The following is a 21,094-nucleotide window of genomic DNA, read 5'->3' on the forward strand; positions in this document are numbered from 1 at the left end:
TAAATTTACTCAAAGTTGTTGCCGTAGCCAACTCTGTATGACAATGAATACTTCTTCACGACAACGGTCGTGATGTAATTCGTGATATCCATTCTCAAAAAGCTCCAAAGTTGTAAATTCAGGGTTGTTTGAATGGAATTCCCCACTTCCGTTAAAATCAATTATGGGATCAGCCGTACCGTGTATCAGGAGTGTGGGTATACGTAGGTTGGCAGCATTGTCTATGGCCCATTCGCCTGCCTCAATCATTGGAAATGTGAACATGGGACTTATTTTGTCATGTACTAATGGATCGGCCTTATATTGGGCTACTTCGTTTTCGATTCCCGATATTCCATTGGGATCCAAACCTGAAGGCATTGTTACTGAAGGCCAAATTTTCATCATGGCCTTCCCCAGTACCATTTTCCATTTGGGAGGTTGAAAAGCCAACCTTAGATAAGGACTGGAAGCTATAACCCCTCTTAAATGGTTTTTATGACGCAGCGCATAGTTTAGAACCAAATTACCACCCATACTATGGCCATAAAGAAATTGGGGTGCTTTTGGGAACAAGTCCGTCGCTTTTCCAAGCATTTCTGATAGCAATTCGAGAAGTGCCCCATAACTGGGACAATGACCTCGTTTGCCACCGGATTGGCCATGTCCATAATTATCGTAGAATAAAACAGCTAAACCCATATCGGTCAACATAGGGACCACGTCTTGTAAATAACGACCGGAATGTTCCCCAAAACCATGAACCAAAACCACTACCCCCCTTATTGTTTTCGGCTGCACATACCCCCCATAAATAGGAATGCCACTTGATATTGTTTTGAAATGATGTATTTCCATAAAGTAAAATTGACATTTCTATATTCATCCCTAATGATTGGATTTCTCCAAAACCTCGCGCATCGCCTTCGCTTTCAACAAACATTCCTCATATTCCGCTTCCGGTGAAGCCTTGGCGGTTAATGCACTTCCTACGGCATAAGAAACATACCTCATCGATGCATTGTATAAAATACTACGTATGACCACATTAAAATCAAAATCATTATCTGGGGTGAAATAACCTACCGCCCCACTATACAGTCCTCTTTTAAAGGCTTCCATCTTCTCTATCAATTGCATGGCGGAAATTTTAGGGGCGCCCGTCATACTACCCATAGGAAAAGTCTCCTTAATTATATCGACGGGATTCTTACCCGCTTCGACTTCAGCGACTACGGTTGATACCATTTGATGGACTTGGTCATAGGAATACACTTCACACAACTCTTCTATTTCCACTGTTCCCTTTAAGGCACTTTTAGAAAGATCGTTCCTCACCAAATCAACGATCATGATATTCTCTGCCCGTTCCTTGGGGTCGTCTTTTAATCGATTCCTTAAATCTTCATCTTCCTCAATATCATCGGATCTTTTGGCTGTCCCTTTTATGGGTTGTGAAATGATCTTATTCCCCTGCTTTTTTAAATAGCGCTCCGGTGAGGCCGATATAAGGTATTTATCATTCAATTTTAAGAATGTCGCAAAGGGTGCTTTTGATATTGCATTCAAACTATTATAGGTCCGCAAGGGATCTATTTGTGTATCCTCCGCATAAAATTCCTGACAAAAATTAGCTTCGTAGATATCCCCTCTGTGAATATGATCGAGCATTTCATGGGCCCCCTTAAAATACTCATCCCTGAAAATGCGCATTTTTATTCGGATATCTGTTGTGGGGGTAATGGGTGCATACCCCGAAATACCTTCTATTATCGTATTAAAATCTTCCTCTAATTCATCAGCAACCATATTCAAATAATGGAATTCAACCGTTTTGCCAATGATCTTGATGACCTTTTTAGGTTGAAAGAAGAAGAGCTCCGGAAAAAGCAGCCGATCCTGATTCCTTGAGGAAAGATTTTCCACATCGTTCTTTAGGTCATAAGTAAGATACCCGAAAATCCAGTCCTTGGTTTCCTTCTGATAGACCTTTAAATCCTCAAACGCACCTGTTGAATCCGTTTGGATCAAGGTAAGGGCGTCCACGGCCAAAACAGCATCAAATGAACTATAGGGATTGGTATGTGCATTACTTTCCAACCAAACCGCTTCATAAAATTGTTGGGACCACTGTAGCAGATGATCCCTAAAGACCATTCCACTGGAAATTTCGAACGATTTTACAGTGCGCAAAATACTATAATTGTTGTAAAAAGCTATCCAAGGCGACTTTATGCGCCAGTTTCAATTGCTCATCAACAATACCTTGTGTCTCTTCGAAATTAGTATTGAAAGATGGCAGGCTAAAGGTAGCTGATACTTCCCCCCCCACTCTAGGCAACGTATTCTTAATATACTCATGGGCCCCTATGGCCGCTCTTTGTCCGGGTGAGGTGGACATTAAAAATATTTTTGTGTTCTCCAAATAGTTTCTGTTTGATCGTGACATCCAATCCAATAAATTCTTAAAGTAGGCCGATGGCCCCCCATTGTGTTCATTGACCGAAATCAAAATCGCATCGACTTTTTCTATTTTTTTTTGGAATTTAACCAAGGCTTCGGGAAAGCCCAACTGTTTTTCCCGATCTTCACTATACATCGGAAATGTTTCACTGGCCATATTCATTATTTCCAATTCATGACCTTGGATTAACGAGGAGGTATATCTCACCAACTTGAAATTTATGGATGAGGCGGAATTGCTTCCCGCAAAGGCTAGTATTGACGACATAGTAATTTATAGTTAGGTTGTGTTCAACCAAAAATACCGTAAATAACCACTAAATGCGAGTATTTTATCTAATTTTGCAGGCAAAAACATCTAAATACCTTGTAATTCAAGTATATAGAAAGCACTCATTTTACAAAAACATTGAATATCGTTTAAATTTTTACCCTTGGAAAAGAAAACTGCCAGATTATTTTTTATCGATGCCATGCGTGCTTGGGCCATACTTATGATGCTCCAAGGCCACTTTATCGACGGACTATTGGATGTTGCCTTCAAGGATAATACCAATATAACCTATACCATTTGGAAATATTTCAGGGGGATTACAGCACCTGTGTTTTTTACCGTTTCCGGGTTTATATTCACCTATCTACTTATTAAAGTACCTCAAAAGGGCTGGCAGAACCCAAGGGTTTCAAAGGGAATAAAACGGGGTTTGCAATTGCTTTTCATCGGGTATCTATTGCGATCCAATCTTTTTGGTATTATGAAGGGAGAGATTTATGATGCCTTTTTCTTGGTTGATGTACTTCATTGTATTGGACTTTCCCTATTGGGAATCATAGGAATCTACCTCCTTTCACAAAAAACGAATAAAGTATTACTTTCTTCCTTATTATTGGGGGTTACGTTGCTACTGTTCCTTTTTGAGCCTATATACGATAAATGGACTTTTGATGCTTTGCCCATGGCTATAGCCAATTTCCTTACCAGAGCCAATGGCTCGGTCTTTACTTTTATTCCGTGGTTTGGTTATGCCACCTTCGGTGCGTTTCTGTCTGTTCTGTTCAACCGATATAAAAACCATAAATTTTTATACGAATATGCTATACTACTGTCCCTTTTAATGGGTATGGTCTTAATATACCTTTCTTCGGATTTCTTTTTGGGGCTTAGCGAACTGACAGGAGCCGCTCTTTTTAGTGCAATCGCCATGAACAATTACCTTTTTATACGGTTAGGGGACGTATTCCTTGTATTTGCCATTTTCATGCTCTTTAGAAAGTTAATGGCCCACCCTACCCTACTAAAGATCGGACAGAGTACCCTGAGCATTTATATTATCCATTTCATTATACTCTATGGTAGTTTTACCGGGCTTGGCCTTTACAGATTCTTTCACCATGCCTTGAGTCCGACAGTAGCCATCGCAGGTGCTATTGTATTTATGGTCGTATGTTCCTTTTTGGCCCTTCAATATGAAAAGAACAAAGTAATGATCAAATCGGGCATAACAATAGGTACGAGGCAGCTGTACCGAAATCTCCAACCTTGGTATTTGTATTCACAAAAACTTATCAAAGGATACCTCTCCAAGGTATTGAGATCCGTTGGACGAACAAAAACCAACTAACTAATTAACCAGTTTAAATTTCTGTTTTATCCGACTTTAAGAATTAGCATCAATCAACTTTAATTCTTCATCGGTAAACTGCAACTGATTCAAGGCCCCTATATTCTCCTTAAGTTGTTTGGGGGAGCTTGCCCCTATTAGAACGGAAGCAACATTTGGTCTACCCAATAACCAAGCAATCGCCATTTGCGACAATTGTTGCCCTCGTTGATCGGCGATATCCGCAAGATTCCTGATCTTGGCCATATGGCTTTCAACGGCAGAGGCGTCCAAATAGGTAAAGTCCTTGGCTGCCCTGGAATTTGGAGGAATACCATTAATATATTTATTGGTAAGCAAACCTTGCGCCAATGGGGAAAAGGTTATACAGCCAACCCCCTCATTTCCCAAGGTTTCCAACAGTCCATCCTCAACCCATCGATCAAAAATAGAATAACGTGCCTGATGTAAAATAAAAGGCACTTTCAATTCCTTTAATAATTTACTTGCTTCTGCGGTCTCTTTGGGTTGATAATTGGAAATACCCACATAAAGCGCCTTTCCTTGGCGTACAATATCAGCCAAGGCAAGCATGGTCTCTTCAAGGGGAGTATCTGGATCAGGCCTATGGTGATAAAAAACATCGACATAGTCCAATCCCATTCTTTTCAGACTTTGGTCCAAACTCGAAATCAAATATTTTCTGGAGCCAAAATTCCCATAAGGACCAGGCCACATATCGTAACCCGCTTTTGAAGCAATGAAAAGCTCATCGCGATAAGGCTTGAAATCCTTTTTGAAAAGTTGTCCGAAATTTTCCTCGGCCGAACCATAAGGAGGTCCGTAATTATTAGCCAAATCAAAATGGGTAATCCCTAAATCAAAGGCACACCTTAAAATTTCCCGAGCGTTCTCGGTACTATCGACAAAACCGAAGTTGTGCCACAACCCAAGGGATATTGCCGGCAATAGAACACCACTTTTTCCACATCGATTGTATTTCATGGATTCATACCTATCCGCTGCGGGTAGATATTCCTTAACTCCGGTTTTATCGTTGATTTCCATCATTATATTTTATTATTATCAGCTTCGATGTATACTTATATGGTACATTTCAGCTATTACTACGACCTAGAAAAAAAATTAACAAACCTTACTTAGACATGTAAGGCCCTATCATCCGTTGCAGCCAATGCCGCTTCCTTCACCGCTTCGGAATAGGTCGGATGCGCATGGCTCATTCTGGCGATATCCTCCGCAGATGCCCTAAATTCCATGGCAGTAACCCCTTCACTGATCAAATCGGCACAACGTGCCCCAATCATGTGAACACCGAGTACTTCGTCGGTACTGGCATCGGCCAGGATCTTCACGAAACCATCAACATCCATACTGGCACGGGCACGTCCTAAGGCCCGCATCGGAAATTGACCAACTTTATAAGCTATACCGGCTTCCTTTAATTCCTCTTCCGTTTTACCAACCGCAGCAACTTCTGGCCAAGTATAGACGACCCCAGGAATCAAATTATAATCGATATGGGGTTTTTGACCCGCAAGGATCTCAGCCACCATGGTACCTTCTTCTTCCGCTTTATGGGCCAACATGGCTCCACGAATCACATCCCCGATGGCATAGATATTCGGGACATTCGTCTGTAAGTGGTCATTAACGGCAATCTTACCCCGGTCATCCATTTGTACACCGGCCGCTTCTACGTTCAAACCATCAGTATAGGGACGGCGACCAACGGAAACCAAACAATAATCACCCGTAAAGGTAACTTCGTTGCCTTTCTTATCATCAGCCTTTACAATGACCTCTTTGCCCTTGCGCTCAACGGATGTTACCTTGTGCGAAAGGTTGAATTTCACCTTTTGCTTTTTCATCGCTTTCATCAGTTCCTTCGATAACCCAGCATCCATAGTCGGAATGATTCGATCCATATACTCAATAACCGAAACCTCTGAACCTAAGCGTTTGTACACTTGGCCCAATTCCAAACCGATGACACCCCCACCAATAACAATCAAATGTTTGGGGATTTCCTTCATTTCCAAAGCTTCGGTAGAAGTAATAACACGTTCCTTATCCAATGTGATAAAGGGTAAGGTTGAAGGTTTTGAACCTGTGGCGATAATGGTATTTTTGGCCACGATGGTTTCATTTTTTCCATCGCTCTTTGCAATATCAATATGTGTGGCATCCTTAAAACTACCGACACCTTCATAAACATCTATCTTATTTTTATCCATCAAAAATTGGACTCCTTTGGTCGTCATATCCACAACACCCTGTTTACGGGTAATCATTTGTTTTAAGTTGACCTTGATTTCACCGGGAATATCAATACCATGTTCCTGAAAATGTTTTACGGCGTCCTCATAATGGTGGGAAGAATCCAACATAGCTTTTGAAGGAATACACCCTACGTTAAGGCATGTACCGCCTAAAGTGCTGTATTTTTCAATAATCGCTGTTTTCATTCCAAGTTGGGCGCAACGAATCGCAGCTACATATCCGCCAGGTCCAGAGCCGATTACGGCCACATCATATTCAGTCATAATAATTTTTGATTTTTTATGTCTAACAAAATTAGCACTATTTTCCGATTTTATAAGGGTATTCTTGTGGTATGCTTAACCTCATTGATCACAAAGGAACTTTGTGTACTACCAATATGATTCAAGGCAGTGAGTTTGGTGACCATGAAATCCCTATACGCTTCCATATCACGAACGTAGATCTTGAGGATATAGTCATAGTCCCCACTGGTATGGTAGCACTCGACCACTTCATCTAACCCCTGTACTTCCTTTTCAAACTGAAGCACATAAGCTTTAGCGTGTTGAACCAACTTAACATGGCAAAGAACAACAAAGGCCTTTCCTACTTTTGCCTTATCGACCAAAGCCACATACTTTCTAATCATCCCTGATTTTTCCAAACGTTTGATACGCTCATAAACCGCTGTTACAGAAAGGTTCAATTCATTGGCGTATTCCTTTGTGGTCTTTTTGCTATTCTCCTGCAATAATCCAAGAAGTCGACTATCAATTGTATCAAATTTCATTTGGAATATTTTTCGTTAAATAGGTGTTGTTCTATTTGTAAATAATTATATATTCTATAAATATACCATATTATAGTTTTATTATCTAAGTTCTGTATCAGTTATTGATTTTAAAATGCCTTTATCGTAAATTTAATGTTTAAAATATAACATTTATGAAAAACAAGGCTACGGATAATCTTCAGGATCTACAATATTTTGGCGAATATGGGGGCGTTAACCCCTCTATATCGGATTCATCAACCTACACTTTCCTGTCAGCCAAAAAAATGTTCGATACCTTCGAGGGAAATACGGAAGGTTGTTATCTATATACACGGCATTCCTCTCCCTCCAACCTAAATTTGGGTGAAGCCTTGGCCGCATTGGAAGGAACTGAAACCGCTAATGTTACCGCTAGCGGTATGGGAGCCATTACAGCGGTCACCCTACAATTATGTGATACAGACGACCATATTGTGAGCAGTAGAACCATTTATGGTGGCACCTATGCCTTTATGAAGAATTTCCTCAAGAAATTCAATATAGCCACCTCTTTTGTGGATATCACCAATCTAGAGGTTGTCGAAAAAGCCATTACCCCTAGGACAAAAATGATCTATTGTGAGGCCGTAAGCAATCCTTTGTTGGAAATAGCCGATATCAAAGCCTTATCGGAAATGGCAAAAAGGCATGGAATCCCTTTAGTCGTGGACAATACCTTTTCACCACTTTCGATCTCGCCCGCAAAACTTGGGGCCGACGTCGTAATCCACAGTTTGACAAAATTCATCAATGGCTCAAGTGACTGTGTGGCTGGAGTGGTTTGTGGTACAAATGATTTTTGCCTTGCCCTAAAGGATGTCCACAGTGGAGCTGGAATGCTACTGGGCAGCACATTGGATAGCCTTAGGGCTGCATCAATCCTAAAAAACATGCGTACGCTTCATATCCGCATAAAGAAACATAGCGAAAACACCCAATATTTGGCCGAGAGTTTCGAAAGAGACGGACTCCGAGTGGTATACCCCGGATTAAAATCACATAAAGGCCATGAAAAATTAAAAAGCTTTATGAACCATGAGTTTGGGTTTGGCGGACTAATGACCATAGATACGGGGTCATTGGACAAAGCCAATGCCCTTATGGAACTTATGCAAGAGCGAAAATTAGGTTATTTGGCCGTAAGCCTAGGTTTTTACAAAACACTCTTCAGTGCCCCAGGAACCTCTACGTCTTCCGAAATTCCTTTAGAAGAACAAAAACAGATGGGGCTCTCTGACGGATTGGTCCGTTTTTCAATAGGACTTGACAATGATATTGCAAGAACTTATCATATCATGCGGGAATGTATGGTAGAACTTAATATTCTTGAACCCAAAACAGCAATGGTTTAATATCCTTTTATTTTTAGGCTTGCAGAACAAATGGTAAAATCGTAATATTACGAACGAACCAAAACTAAGTCAATGCAAATAAATAATCCCGATGGACATAGAACGGATGAGCATATCGTAAATAATAAGGAGCTGAGTATTTGGGAAGCATTGATTCCAGTTATAGCATTGGTGGGTATGCTTGCCTACAACGTTTATGTTTTTGGGGATGAAGCTATTGGGGGCTCCAATCAGTTCATACTTTTACTTGGTGGTGCCGTGGCGGCTATTGTTGGTTTTTTTAACAAGGTGAGCTACACACAGATGTTGAACGAGGTAGCCGAGAACATAAAATCGACCACTGGGGCATTACTTATCCTCTTATTGGTTGGATCATTGGCCGGTACATGGCTGATAAGCGGAATCATACCCGCTATGATTTATTATGGACTTCAAATATTGAATCCGACCATATTTTTGGCAGCATGTGTTGTCATCTGTGCCATCATATCCATTGCTACAGGGAGCAGCTGGACTACCTCCGCAACCGTAGGTATTGCGTTAATCGGTATTGGTGAGGCCTTAGGCATCTCATTGGGCATGACCGCCGGGGCCGTGCTATCCGGAGCCTATTTCGGCGATAAGATGTCCCCCTTAAGTGATACGACCAATTTAGCCCCCGCCATGGCTGGGGGTGATCTGTTCGACCATATAAAATACATGTCACTCACCACCATACCCACCATAATAATTACCGTATTGGTCTTTATTGTCCTTGGGTTTGTTATAGACACTACGGGTTCGGCGGATACTGCCGCCATATTAAGTGATATCGACGCAACGTTCAATATTAATGGTTGGCTCTTTTTGGTACCCATTGCGGTGATATTCCTAATCATAAAAAAAACACCCCCGTTGGCCGCCTTATTGATCGGCACGCTTTTGGGAGCCGTTTTCGCACTGATTTTCCAACCGGAGATTGTTACCGGACTTACCAATTCAAAGAACCTGACTTTTGAATCTGGGTATAAAGGGGTTTTAATGGCCATTACCGTTAAGACCCATGTGGCCACTGACAATCCCGCATTGAACGATTTGTTTACCGGTAAAGGCATGGAAGGAATGCTCGGCACCATTTGGCTCATTGTATGTGCTATGTTCTTTGGTGGGGTTATGGATGGCATTGGTGCCTTATCCCGAATCACAAAGTCGCTACTGCACATGGCTAAAACCACCTTCGGATTGTTTGCCAGTACCGTTGGTAGCTGCATCGCCCTTAATATTACGGCCTCTGACCAATATTTGGCTATTGTGGTTCCTGGAAAAATGTTTGCTAAAGCCTATTCCGATAGAAACCTTGCCCCGGAAAACTTAAGTCGTACCCTTGAGGACTCAGGAACGGTGACTTCGGTGCTGATTCCTTGGAATACTTGTGGAGCATACCATAGTGGGGTTTTGGGTGTAGGAGTGGCCGAATACTTTCTATATGCCATTTTCAATTGGCTGAGCCCTATCATGACCTTGATTTTCGCTGCTTTCCAGATCAAAATAAAGCAATTGGTCAAAAACGTTTGACCACAAACAAAAAAACTTAAAAAACCGGATTGTGAAGTCCGCAATTAAACCAATACATTTCTGCCAAATCAACAGGATTTTACGCGTATTTATCCCGCCCTTTCAAGAAGTCCCGCTTTTAAGCTTTAGTATTTACAATAGTTATATAGCTATTGATTTTACTAATTAACATATATAAATTTATACAAGTTGTAGTGTAATTTTGCAACTCAATAATTAAACTTTAAAAAATATTATATATGGCTTTTGTAGGGAAAAAATTTCCGGATTTAGATGTAAACGCAATGAATGAAATGGGTGATACTTTCAAATTGAATGTATTGGAAGAAGCCCAAAAGAACAACAAAAAGGTATTGCTTTTTTGGTACCCAAAGGACTTTACCTTTGTTTGTCCTACTGAATTGCTTGCGTTCCAGGATTCATTAAAGGAATTCGAAAAGAGAAATACAGTGGTAATCGGCGCTTCTTGTGATACTGCCGAAGTTCATTTTGCATGGTTGAATACCCCTAAGGACAATGGTGGTATCGAAGGCGTAACCTATCCCATATTGGCAGATAGCAACAGAAACCTTGCATCTACATTAGGCATCTTGGACATCACTAATGAGCAATACAATGAAGAAACAGGTGTAGTTACTGTTGATGGTGACAATGTAACCTATAGGGCTACGTATTTGATCGACGAAGAAGGTACTGTCTTTCATGAAGGCATCAACCATATGCCATTGGGTAGAAACGTGAATGAATTCTTACGTTTGATCGATGCCTATACCCATGTTCAGAAAAACGGGGAAGTTTGCCCTGCCAACTGGGAAGAAGGTAAAGACGCGATGACCGCTGACAGAAAAGGGGTATCCGAATATTTGGCTTCCCATTCCAACTAACCTTAAAAGTTAGGGCAATGGTCGATAGTTTATTTGGCCATTGCCCGATTTTTATTTTTTATCAATAAAAAACAATCGTATGCTTTTAGAATTGGAAAAGGATAATTTAAATGAAATTATCGCAGAAAATAAAAATGTTGTGGTACAGTACTCGGCAACATGGTGTGGCAATTGCCGAATCATGAAACCTAAGTTCAAAAAAGAATCCACAGTAAACGAAGATGTGGCCTTTGTTTTGGTCGATGCCGAAAAATTTCCGGAGTCAAGGAAATTGGCCAAAGTGGACAACCTTCCCACATTTGCCGCATTCGTAAATGGGGAGTTGAAAAATCAGGTACAGACCAATAAGTATGATGTCTTAAAAGAATTGATCAGTGAAGTTACCAGTAATTAAACATCTGACCGGTTTTATAGAAGAGAACGATGAGGATTATATCATCGAAACGCTTGAGACCTTGGAAGCCCTAACCGAAGTACCCTCATTGAAGGATGAGGAACTCGATGTGATCGGTGAGATCATCTCAAATATGTATGGGGCGCTCGAAGTACACAAAGCGATAAAGGAAGGCAAAAACAAAAAGGACGCCTTAAATGAGTTTATGCAACGTGTTGTGGGAGCCATTGATTCTTAAAACAATTTTGTTTAGGAAATTAAAGTCCGTTCCGCAAGGGTACGGACTTTTTTATTTGATAATCATTCCTTTTCAGGTATATATTTTTTAATTTCACCATTCATTTAAAATAGACTATTATGGCTACTGTAACACTAAAAGGAAACGAAATACATACTGTTGGCAATTTACCTGCCAATGGCAGCGCTGCCCCGGATTTTAAATTGACCTTAACCGACCTGTCTGCCCGATCACTATCGGAATATGAAGGCCGAAAATTGGTCCTTAACATATTTCCAAGTATCGACACAGGTACTTGTGCAGCTTCCGTGCGACAATTCAATAAAGAAGCGGCTGAATTGGAGAACACCATTGTACTCTGTATCTCCAAAGATCTTCCGTTTGCCCAAACCCGTTTTTGTGGTGCCGAGGGTATTGAAAACGTAGTAATGCTATCTGATTACAAGGATGGTAACTTTGGTAAAACCTACCAGGTTGAATTTACCGATGGTCCTTTGCAAGGTTTGTTATCCAGATCGGTAGTTGTGATCAATGAAAAAGGTAACGTTGTTTACTCCGAGCAAGTAGCTGAAACTGCTGAAGAGCCTAATTACAAGGCTGCCTTGGAAGCATTGATGGATGCCTAAGGAATCATTTCTTCAAAATAGGATCCGCAGTGTGGGTTTTGCCCTCAAAGGAGCACTGCTTTTGATAAAAACAGAAGCCAGTATAAAAATCCAGGTGTTTATCGCTTTGGTGATGACCGCTGGCGGATTCTATTTTGATATATCCTCCACGGAGTGGATACTTCAGATTTTTGCGATTTCCTTGGTTTTGGGCATAGAAGGATTGAATACCGCTGTTGAAAAATTAGCTGATTTCGTACAGCCCGAATTCGATGAGAAAATCGGTTTTATCAAGGATATTTCTGCCGGTGCCGTTATGCTAGTGTCCATCGGCGCAAGTATTATCGGACTGATTATCTATCTACCTAAAATTTTTTAAAAACATTCATCGCTTTGGCTTAGGGTGTAAATTTGTATTTTTGCGCCAAGAATTATTCTATTAATGGCAAAAAAAGGGAGAAAGTCAAAGCCTAAGACCCCAAAAAAGGGCTTATCATTTAAGTTATCCAATCAAAATAAAATTATTCTGGGAAGTCTTTTGATGCTTTTCAGTGTAGCTTTATTTTTCTCTTTCGTATCGTTTTATTTTACGTGGCAAGACGACCAAAGTCTATTGACTGAATTTGCCAATCGCAATGAACAGGCAAAAAACCTATTGAATAAATTTGGGGCAAGTGTGAGTCACTTATTCATATATAAGGGATTTGGATTGGCATCTATGATATTTCCCTTCCTTCTGGGATATACAGGGCTCTATATGTTCCTAAACCTAAAAGGACAAGGATTGTTGAAGAAATGGATATGGGGATTGATCTTTATCATTTGGATATCCATCAGCCTTGGTTTCTTTGCTACGACCAAACCTTTATTAGGTGGTATCGTTGGTTATGAGATGAATGATTTCCTTCAGGACTATGCCGGTAAGATCGGGGTATTGCTCCTGTTGTTATTTGGACTCATCTTTATATTGGTACGATTGTTCCATTTTACACCAGAAGATTTTATCCGCTATTTTAAGGCCAAAAAAGAATCCATTTCGTCAGAATTTAAATCCAATACACCGGCGGATGAAGATACCGTTGCCATCGAAAAAGATAGTGACGTTCCGGTCATATTAGATCCCTATACCCACAAAAAAGATATCCCCCCCATAGAGAAAGAGGTGCCTATCGATGATTTTGAGGTCAATGTGCCTACCGAGGAAGTCATTGAAGAGGATGTTTTGGCCATGGAAGTAGAGAAAATAGTCGAAGAGCAAGAGGATACCGATATCCTTGCCAATAAACTGGTTGATGATTTTGGGGAATTTGACCCTACATTGGAATTAGGGAATTACAAATTCCCTACCCTCGACCTTTTGGAACAACATGGTGCCGCGGGTGGAATTACCATCAATCAGGAAGAACTCGAGGAAAATAAAAACAAAATTGTCGATACCCTGAAGAATTATAAGATAGGTATCGCCCAAATCAAGGCAACCATTGGCCCAACGGTCACCCTTTATGAAATTGTGCCCGAAGCTGGGGTGCGTATCTCCAAAATAAAGAACTTGGAAGACGATATCGCCCTGTCATTGGCCGCATTGGGTATTCGTATCATTGCCCCTATCCCAGGAAAAGGCACCATCGGTATAGAAGTCCCCAACAAAAATGCAACAGTGGTATCCATGCGGTCGGTCATTGCATCGAGCAAGTTCCAGAAAGCTGAAATGGAATTGCCCATTGCCTTTGGAAAAACGATAAGCAATGAGACTTTTGTTGTCGATTTGGCCAAAATGCCGCACATGCTTATGGCTGGTGCAACAGGTCAAGGTAAATCGGTAGGATTGAATGCCGTTATTACATCCCTTCTTTATAAAAAACATCCGGCGGAAGTTAAATTCATCCTAGTAGACCCCAAAAAAGTAGAGCTTACGCTTTACAATAAAATCGAAAGACATTTCTTGGCCAAACTTCCAGATTCGGAAGAAGCCATTATCACCGACAATAACAAGGTAATCAACACCCTGAATTCCCTTTGTATCGAAATGGACAATAGGTATGAGCTATTGAAATTGGCCATGGTACGAAATATCAAGGAATACAATACGAAGTACAAAGCGCGTAAACTGAATCCGAATGACGGACATAAATTTTTGCCCTATATAGTTTTGGTCATCGATGAGTTCGCCGATTTGATCATGACCGCAGGTAAAGAGGTCGAAACCCCTATTGCCCGTTTGGCGCAATTGGCAAGGGCTATTGGTATTCACTTGATCATCGCCACCCAAAGACCATCGGTAAACGTGATTACCGGTATCATCAAAGCAAACTTCCCGGCACGTATTGCCTTTAGGGTTACGTCAAAAATCGATTCAAGAACCATTCTGGATGCCCAAGGAGCCGACCAATTGATCGGACGTGGCGATATGTTGTTTACCCAAGGGAACGAAGTTACGCGATTACAATGTGCATTTGTTGATACTCCCGAAGTTGAAAAAATAACGGCATACATCGGCGCTCAAAGGGCATATCCCCAAGCGCATGAATTACCCGAATACGTTGGTGAGGATTCTGGCACAAGTATTGATTATGAAATAAGCGAAAGGGATGCGATGTTTAGGGAAGCGGCCGAAGTCATCGTAATCGCACAACAAGGATCGGCCTCATTATTGCAGCGTAAGCTAAAGCTGGGGTACAACCGTGCAGGGCGTATTATTGACCAGTTAGAGGCTGCAGGCATTGTGGGACCTTTCGAAGGTAGTAAGGCCAGACAGGTTTTAGTACCGGATATGATAGCATTAGATCAATTATTGAATAACGAGTTAAAGTAAATTTTGATGAAGAAAATATTTTTAATCGCAATTACCTTTTTAAGCCTAAGTATTTCCAATGCCCAGAATTCGGAAAAAGCCAAAGCGCTTTTAGATGAAGTCTATAATAAGGTCGAAGGGTACGATAATATTTTTGTGGACTTTAAATATGTGCTCAACAACAAAGAAGCGGGCATCAACGATGAGACAAGAGGTGATGTCACTATGCAGGGTGATAAATACCTTGCCAACTTTTTCGGGGCCCAACAACTGTTCGACGGCAGAAAGGTGTACACGATAGTCCCAGAAAATGAGGAAGTTACCATTGAGGACAAATCAGAGGATGAGAACACCATTACCCCTTCAAAAATGTTGACCTTCTATCGGGAAGGACATACCTATAAATGGGATATTCTTCAGAACGTACAAGGTAAAAAAATACAATTCATTAAATTGACCCCGATTGATACCAATACAGAAATCAAATCTATTTTGTTAGGTATTGATGCGGAGACCAAACACATTTATAAAGTTATTGAAACAGGCAAAAACGGTACAATGACGACCATTACTGTTAATTCTTTTAAAACAAACCAACCTTTATCGAAAACCTTATTTACATTTGATGAGAACAAGTATAAAGACGAAGGGTATTATATCATAAGGAATTAATACTGGTTACGTAGAAAGAAAAAACAGGACAATGTTGTGTTTCATGCTGGTTCATACCAATGCATCGTTGTTTGTTTGGGGTACAGGATGATGTTTTAAACATTGGACGAGTATGACAATTGACATTATTTGTAGGTTTTATTTAAATTAACATTACTACATTGAGAATTCTAGACCGGTATATTTTATCGAGATTCCTTTTTAACTTTTTCAGCTCGTTTGTAATATTGATGTTCATCTTTATATTTCAGACGATTTGGCTTTTTATAGATGATTTGGCCGGTAAAGGCCTAGACATCGTCATCATCGGTAAGTTCCTTTTTTACCTTATGCCCAATTTAACCGAAAAAGTACTCCCACTAACGGTTTTACTCTCTTCGATATTGACCTTCGGTACCTTGGCGGAAAACTATGAATTCGCGGCCATGAAGGCTTCGGGGATTTCTTTGCAAAGATCCATGTTGAGCCTAATCATCTTTATTGTCTTTTTGGGTGGTGTCACGTTCTATTTTGCCAACAGTGTCATTCCCGCCTCTGAACAGAAAATATACAATCTACGCCGTAATATTGCCAAGGTAAAACCTGCCGTGGCCATTGTTGAAGGTGTATTCAGTGACTTTGAGGGAGCTGACATGAACATAAAGGTCGATAGGAAATACGGTGAAAACGATCGTTTTCTTGAAAACGTAACCATTCACCTAAAGACCAAGACCAAAAAAAATTCAACGGTTATAAAAGCCAAGACCGGGGAGCTGAAAAGCAGCGAATCCTCCGATATTCTACAATTGGTATTATATGATGGGCACTATTACCGTGATTTGGAAAAGAGTACCACCAAGGGTAAGAATACGTACCCTTTCGCCAATGCGGATTTCGACACCTATACCATGAATATCGACCTATCGGAGTTCAATAATGTTGATATGGATGAGGAACGGGACATTAGTACGGAAAAAATGAAAAATGTATCCCGACTTACCAAGGATATAGATTCGTTAAAACATGACAACCTAAGGATCGTAGGTGCCTTTGCAAAAAATATACAAACCCGAATAGGGGCTTTTATTGAAACGAAAAAAGATTCCTTATTGATTCCTGAACTAGCTGCACAGAAAGCAAAACTCAAGAAGGTTGAAAATGACTCCATAAAGTCAGACACTATCCTATCGCGGAACGATGTGATCAATCTTTTTCAAGACTGGCAAAAGGTACAGGTTATAACCGCTGCCAAAACGAACGCTTCGAATTTATTGACTTCCATCCAAGGCAAAAAGAATGAACTGGACAAACGCTATGAAATTTATAACAGGCATATTTTGGCATTACACAAAAAGTTTGCCTTGGCCCTCTCCTGTGTCATTTTGTTTTTTGTCGGTGCACCTTTGGGAGCCATCATTCGCAAAGGGGGCATAGGGCTACCCATGGTTATTGCGATTATCTTGTTCCTAACTTATTATTTTATCGGGGTTTTTGCGGAGAACTATGCCAAAAAAAATGAGATACATCCCATAGTCGGGGCATGGTTATCTACCATGATAATGTTACCTTTGAGCATTGTTTTGACAAAAAGGGCTACTGCCGACCGTGGATTGATGAATTTGGATGGGGTGGTTGAATTTTTTCAAAAAATATTCAAAAAGAAAGAAAAAGTTACGACATGATGATTGAGATGAAAAAGAATATACAATTAAATACCATTGAAGAGGCGATTGAAGCCATTGATAAAGGAGAGGTAATCATTGTTGTAGATGATGAGAATCGTGAAAACGAAGGGGATTTCATCGCGGCAGCCGAAAAGGTAACCCCGGAAATGATCAACTTTATGGCCCAACATGGGCGTGGCTTGATCTGTGCCCCATTAACCGAGGATCGTTGTAAGGAATTGAATCTTGATATGATGGTGCAGCACAATACCGTATTGCATCAGACCCCTTTTACGGTTTCGGTAGATTTGATCGGACATGGTTGTACCACTGGAATTTCGGTGCATGACCGTTCCAAAACAATTTTATCTTTGGTGGATGACTCCACAAAACCCCATGATTTAGGTCGTCCTGGACACATTTTTCCATTACGGGCAAGGAATGGTGGTGTGCTACGTAGAACAGGCCACACAGAGGCCGCAATCGACCTTGCGAGATTGGCTGGGGCAAAGCCAGCAGGTATATTGGTCGAAATATTGAATGAGGATGGAACCATGGCCCGTTTACCACAATTGGTAAAGGTGGCTCAAAAATTCGATTTGAAGATCATATCCATTGAGGATCTTGTTGCCTATCGTATGGAACATGATAGCCTCATTGAAAAGAAAGAGGATTTCGAAATCACTACCCGATTCGGCAAATTTAGGTTACATGCCTATCAACAAACAACGAACAACCAAGTCCATATTGCACTGACAAAAGGAAACTGGGAGGTAGATGAGCCTGTTTTGACCCGTATTAATGCCACATTGGTCAACAATGACATCCTGGGAACCTTGACCAACAATCCTGACAAGAAGTTACAACACATGTTCAAGGCCATCAATGATGCCGAAAACGGTGCTTTTGTTTTCATCAATCAGGAAACCCAATCCTTAAACCTTTTAAAAAGGTTGTCCGAATTGAAAAAATTACAATCCGAGGGCGTTTTTGAAGCCCCTAAGATTGAAATGGATTCTAGGGATTTTGGCGTGGGTGCACAAATACTACACGATCTTAAAATAACCAAAATACGATTATTGACCAATACCCAACAATCCAAACGTGTTGGTATTGTCGGGTACGGTTTAGAAATTGTGGACTACGTCAACTACTGAAATTTATAGAAGGTTTCTTAAAACAGCGGCCATTTTTGTGGCCCGTTCCTGTACTTCGTCCGCTGACCAACTTAATTTGATCAAGCAGGAAATATTTCGGCGAATCCACTGATCGGATTTCGAAAAATCGGATTGGGTATATTCAGGCAATTGGTCTTTTACCTCCTGGGTCATATTACCCAAGGATTTTCCGTGGATCAAATGCTCCCATTTACGATAATAATGCCAGTTGTTATCATACCAATAAAAGCAACCGTCTACTCCTGCTTCTGAAAATCCTTTTTGTGCTGCTTTCGCCTTTTCTCCATCGGGCAGGAAAAAACTAAGAAAGGAATAATTTTCAATCCCACCTTCAGGAACCGTCCTAAAGGTAATACCTTCAATAGGTTCCAAGGCATTTCTTATGATGTTGTAATTGCGTTCCTGAATGTTGATGAATTCATCCAACCTGCTTAATTGGGCTACACCCATCGCGGCATTAAGCTCTGAGATACGATAATTATAACCTAAAAAGGGATGGCTTTCCGCCCCCCTATCATTTCCAATATGATCATGGCCGTGATCGGAATAATGGTCTGCATTTTTATAATAGCTAGCATTATTTGTAATCAAAGCGCCGCCTTCACCACAGGTGATGGTTTTTACATAATCAAAAGAAAAACAACCGATATCGCCAATACTACCGAGCGGCTTTCCCTTATAACTGCCGCCGATAGCCTGACAAGCATCTTCCAGTAATAATAAACCGTGCTTGTCACAAATCGACTTCAATGCATCCAAATCGGCCATGGAACCACACATATGTACCGGCATAACAACCTTGGTTTTTGTGGTAATGGCTTTTTCCACCGATTCGGGATCCAAGGTCAAGGTATCATCAATGTCAACCAATATAGGGATGGCCCCCAATACCAAAACGGCTTCAAAACTAGCCACGAAAGTAAAGGTGGGTATGATTACCTCATCCCCTGCCCCCACACCGGCACTGGCCAAAGCCACAGTCAATGCGGCCGTACCACTACTTACGACATGGGCGTATTTAGACTTCATACGTTCAGACAAGGCCGATTCCAAATCCTTGGCTTTCCATTGATCTTGACGCATACCGTCAAAACCATAGCGCATTAGGACTCCAGTATCCAATACATCTTGTACTTCATTTTTTTCTTTTTCTCCAAAAAGCTCAAATCCAGGCATACTAATTTATTTTTTTAACTTCAATCAAATATTTCAATGATACTTTCCTCAATATTCTTTCTTACTTTTTCCATCTTGGAAAAGGGATCGCTCTTGGACCTATACCCTACGGGCAATACCAAAACGGATGTTAGACCCATTTTCCCCAATCCTAAAATTTTGTCATACTCCCCTGGTACAAAACCTTCCATGGGACATGAATCAATTTCCTCCAAGGCACAATAAGACAAAAGGTTGCCCAATGCCAAATAAGCCTGATTGGTTGCCCATATCTTAATTTCCTCTGTTTCTTTCTTTCCAAAATCCTGGACCAAAGTATCCTCAAACGGTTTTAATATAGTCTCTTCGGTGCCTCTAACCTCCTTCACCAGATTAAAATATTGCTTAATGAATGCGGTATCGATTTTCTTCTCAATACAAATAACCAATACGTGTGAGGCATTTTCAACCTGACGTTGGCCGTAGGAGTAGGAAACCAATTTTTTTTGTATTTCCTTGTTTTGCAATACTACCATTTTTATGGGCTGCAAACCATAGGATGTTGCCGTTAGGTTAAAGGCATGTTTTAACCCTTCAACCTTTTCATTGGGCAATAAACGCCTTGAATCGAATTTTTTAACGGCATAACGCCATTTTAAATGTGCAATACTTTCCACTATCAATAACTCTTTATCAATTAATAATACCTACAAATCAAAAAACCATAGTTTAACTGCCATAATGGACACCATTATGACCAGAAAGGTCTTAATAAACCCATCTCCCTTATTCACTGACACCCTACTCGCCAGCCATGCACCGGATCCGTTCCCTATGGCCAAAATCAATCCGATTTTCCAATTCACCTTATCGTTCAAGGCAAATACCATCAAGGCCGAAAGCGTATAAAGGAATACCACAGCCACTTTTGTGGCGTTGGCCCGGACCAATGTCATTCGATTCACAAAGTGTAAAAATAGAATCATAATGAAACCTAGGCCTGCATTAATAAAACCACCATAAATCCCAAAAAAGAAAAAGGAGATTATACCGATCCAAAGATACTTACCCGTAATACGCTCATGTAGGGTTTCCAATCTGATTTTAGGTTTAAAAACAACAATGAACACTACGAGCATCATGACTATGGCCAAAATCCTATTAAAAGTCTCCCCATGGATATCCACGGCGATATAGGCCCCAATAATGGCCCCCAACAAACCGGAAATACCCAAATAAAGATTAAAAGGAAATGTTGAAACCTGCTTGCTTTTAAAGCCTGCCGTGGCCAGGGCCGTTTGTATGACTATGGCTACCCTATTGGTTCCATTGGCTACACTGGGAGGAAGTCCCAAAAATATCAAAACGGGCAATGCTATCAAGGATCCACCTCCTGCAACGGTATTGATAAAGCCTACTACAAACCCCATTCCAATCAAAAGTACATAATGGTACCACGCTTCCATGATACAAAAATAGCTTCTA

21 protein-coding genes are annotated in these 21,094 nt (G+C 40.7%); 12 read left to right on the top strand and 9 right to left on the bottom strand.

What is annotated here, in order from left to right:
- Positions 1 to 9: 9 nt before the first annotated feature.
- The 3 genes from HPE56_RS06735 to HPE56_RS06745 are packed head-to-tail and all read right to left on the bottom strand — an operon-like array spanning position 10 to position 2,710.
- Complete coding sequence (locus tag HPE56_RS06735) at positions 10 to 837, bottom strand: alpha/beta hydrolase (protein ID WP_188243010.1); 828 nt, start codon at positions 835 to 837, stop codon at positions 10 to 12.
- A gap of 30 nt (positions 838 to 867) precedes the next feature.
- Positions 868 to 2,172 (bottom strand): anthranilate synthase component I family protein, encoded by a 1,305-nt coding sequence (locus HPE56_RS06740; RefSeq protein ID WP_223170222.1) that lies wholly within the window; start codon positions 2,170 to 2,172, stop codon positions 868 to 870.
- Between the two features lie 4 nt (positions 2,173 to 2,176).
- On the bottom strand, positions 2,177 to 2,710 hold the full coding sequence (locus HPE56_RS06745) for an NADPH-dependent FMN reductase (RefSeq protein WP_188243011.1): 534 nt from the start codon (positions 2,708 to 2,710) through the stop codon (positions 2,177 to 2,179).
- Between the two features lie 166 nt (positions 2,711 to 2,876).
- Here HPE56_RS06745 and HPE56_RS06750 point away from each other — a divergent pair, with 166 nt between their 5' ends.
- On the top strand, positions 2,877 to 4,064 hold the full coding sequence (locus HPE56_RS06750; RefSeq protein ID WP_188243012.1) for a heparan-alpha-glucosaminide N-acetyltransferase domain-containing protein: 1,188 nt from the start codon (positions 2,877 to 2,879) through the stop codon (positions 4,062 to 4,064).
- Between the two features lie 36 nt (positions 4,065 to 4,100).
- Here HPE56_RS06750 and mgrA read toward each other — a convergent pair whose 3' ends face one another.
- From mgrA to HPE56_RS06765, 3 genes are all read right to left on the bottom strand, one after another.
- On the bottom strand, positions 4,101 to 5,111 hold the full coding sequence (gene mgrA, locus HPE56_RS06755) for an L-glyceraldehyde 3-phosphate reductase (protein ID WP_188243228.1): 1,011 nt from the start codon (positions 5,109 to 5,111) through the stop codon (positions 4,101 to 4,103).
- A gap of 92 nt (positions 5,112 to 5,203) precedes the next feature.
- Positions 5,204 to 6,610, bottom strand: a complete 1,407-nt coding sequence (lpdA, locus tag HPE56_RS06760) for a dihydrolipoyl dehydrogenase (protein WP_188243013.1) — start codon at positions 6,608 to 6,610, stop codon at positions 5,204 to 5,206.
- A gap of 50 nt (positions 6,611 to 6,660) precedes the next feature.
- A complete protein-coding gene (locus tag HPE56_RS06765) occupies positions 6,661 to 7,119 on the bottom strand; it encodes an Lrp/AsnC family transcriptional regulator (protein ID WP_188243014.1) in 459 nt (152 codons plus the stop codon).
- A gap of 155 nt (positions 7,120 to 7,274) precedes the next feature.
- On the opposite strand from HPE56_RS06765, the gene HPE56_RS06770 reads away from it, so the two are divergent.
- The 11 genes from HPE56_RS06770 (at position 7,275) to ribB (ending at position 18,433) form a co-directional block, all read left to right on the top strand.
- A complete protein-coding gene (locus HPE56_RS06770; protein ID WP_188243015.1) occupies positions 7,275 to 8,495 on the top strand; it encodes an aminotransferase class I/II-fold pyridoxal phosphate-dependent enzyme in 1,221 nt (406 codons plus the stop codon).
- A gap of 72 nt (positions 8,496 to 8,567) precedes the next feature.
- Positions 8,568 to 10,049, top strand: coding sequence for a Na+/H+ antiporter NhaC (gene nhaC / locus HPE56_RS06775; protein ID WP_188243016.1), 1,482 nt, complete (start codon positions 8,568 to 8,570; stop codon positions 10,047 to 10,049).
- Between the two features lie 239 nt (positions 10,050 to 10,288).
- Entirely contained in the window at positions 10,289 to 10,933 is a 645-nt protein-coding gene (locus HPE56_RS06780; protein ID WP_188243017.1) for a peroxiredoxin, read from the top strand.
- Between the two features lie 79 nt (positions 10,934 to 11,012).
- Positions 11,013 to 11,327 (top strand): thioredoxin family protein, encoded by a 315-nt coding sequence (locus HPE56_RS06785; protein ID WP_188243018.1) that lies wholly within the window; start codon positions 11,013 to 11,015, stop codon positions 11,325 to 11,327.
- Positions 11,308 to 11,565 (top strand): DUF6952 family protein, encoded by a 258-nt coding sequence (locus tag HPE56_RS06790; RefSeq protein WP_109653357.1) that lies wholly within the window; start codon positions 11,308 to 11,310, stop codon positions 11,563 to 11,565. The genes HPE56_RS06785 and HPE56_RS06790 overlap by 20 nt, the downstream gene beginning before the upstream one ends.
- 119 nt (positions 11,566 to 11,684) lie before the next feature.
- Positions 11,685 to 12,191, top strand: a complete 507-nt coding sequence (tpx, locus tag HPE56_RS06795) for a thiol peroxidase (RefSeq protein ID WP_188243019.1) — start codon at positions 11,685 to 11,687, stop codon at positions 12,189 to 12,191.
- A complete protein-coding gene (locus HPE56_RS06800) occupies positions 12,184 to 12,549 on the top strand; it encodes a diacylglycerol kinase (RefSeq protein WP_188243020.1) in 366 nt (121 codons plus the stop codon). The genes tpx and HPE56_RS06800 overlap by 8 nt, the downstream gene beginning before the upstream one ends.
- 63 nt (positions 12,550 to 12,612) lie before the next feature.
- Positions 12,613 to 14,982, top strand: a complete 2,370-nt coding sequence (locus HPE56_RS06805; protein ID WP_188243021.1) for an FtsK/SpoIIIE family DNA translocase — start codon at positions 12,613 to 12,615, stop codon at positions 14,980 to 14,982.
- Positions 14,983 to 14,988: 6 nt separating this feature from the next.
- Positions 14,989 to 15,633: a LolA family protein gene (locus tag HPE56_RS06810; protein WP_188243022.1), complete on the top strand. Its 645-nt coding sequence runs from the start codon at positions 14,989 to 14,991 to the stop codon at positions 15,631 to 15,633.
- A gap of 182 nt (positions 15,634 to 15,815) precedes the next feature.
- Complete coding sequence (locus HPE56_RS06815; RefSeq protein ID WP_394355037.1) at positions 15,816 to 17,294, top strand: LptF/LptG family permease; 1,479 nt, start codon at positions 15,816 to 15,818, stop codon at positions 17,292 to 17,294.
- A complete protein-coding gene (gene ribB, locus HPE56_RS06820) occupies positions 17,294 to 18,433 on the top strand; it encodes a 3,4-dihydroxy-2-butanone-4-phosphate synthase (protein ID WP_394355038.1) in 1,140 nt (379 codons plus the stop codon). The genes HPE56_RS06815 and ribB overlap by 1 nt, the downstream gene beginning before the upstream one ends.
- A 3-nt stretch (positions 18,434 to 18,436) precedes the next feature.
- Here ribB and HPE56_RS06825 read toward each other — a convergent pair whose 3' ends face one another.
- From HPE56_RS06825 to HPE56_RS06835, 3 genes are read right to left on the bottom strand one after another with little or no spacing between them, the layout of a single operon-like run.
- Complete coding sequence (locus HPE56_RS06825) at positions 18,437 to 19,630, bottom strand: DegT/DnrJ/EryC1/StrS family aminotransferase (RefSeq protein ID WP_188243024.1); 1,194 nt, start codon at positions 19,628 to 19,630, stop codon at positions 18,437 to 18,439.
- A 20-nt stretch (positions 19,631 to 19,650) separates the two neighbouring features.
- Positions 19,651 to 20,286 (bottom strand): nitroreductase family protein, encoded by a 636-nt coding sequence (locus HPE56_RS06830; protein WP_188243025.1) that lies wholly within the window; start codon positions 20,284 to 20,286, stop codon positions 19,651 to 19,653.
- Positions 20,287 to 20,316: 30 nt separating this feature from the next.
- Positions 20,317 to 21,075 carry a sulfite exporter TauE/SafE family protein gene (locus HPE56_RS06835; protein WP_188243026.1) on the bottom strand — a complete coding sequence of 253 codons (759 nt, stop codon included), beginning with the start codon at positions 21,073 to 21,075 and terminating at the stop codon, positions 20,317 to 20,319.
- Positions 21,076 to 21,094 lie beyond the last annotated feature (19 nt).

The sequence above is a fragment of the Maribacter aquimaris genome (genome assembly GCF_014596745.1).
Taxonomy (GTDB): Bacteria; Bacteroidota; Bacteroidia; order Flavobacteriales; family Flavobacteriaceae; genus Maribacter_A; species Maribacter_A aquimaris.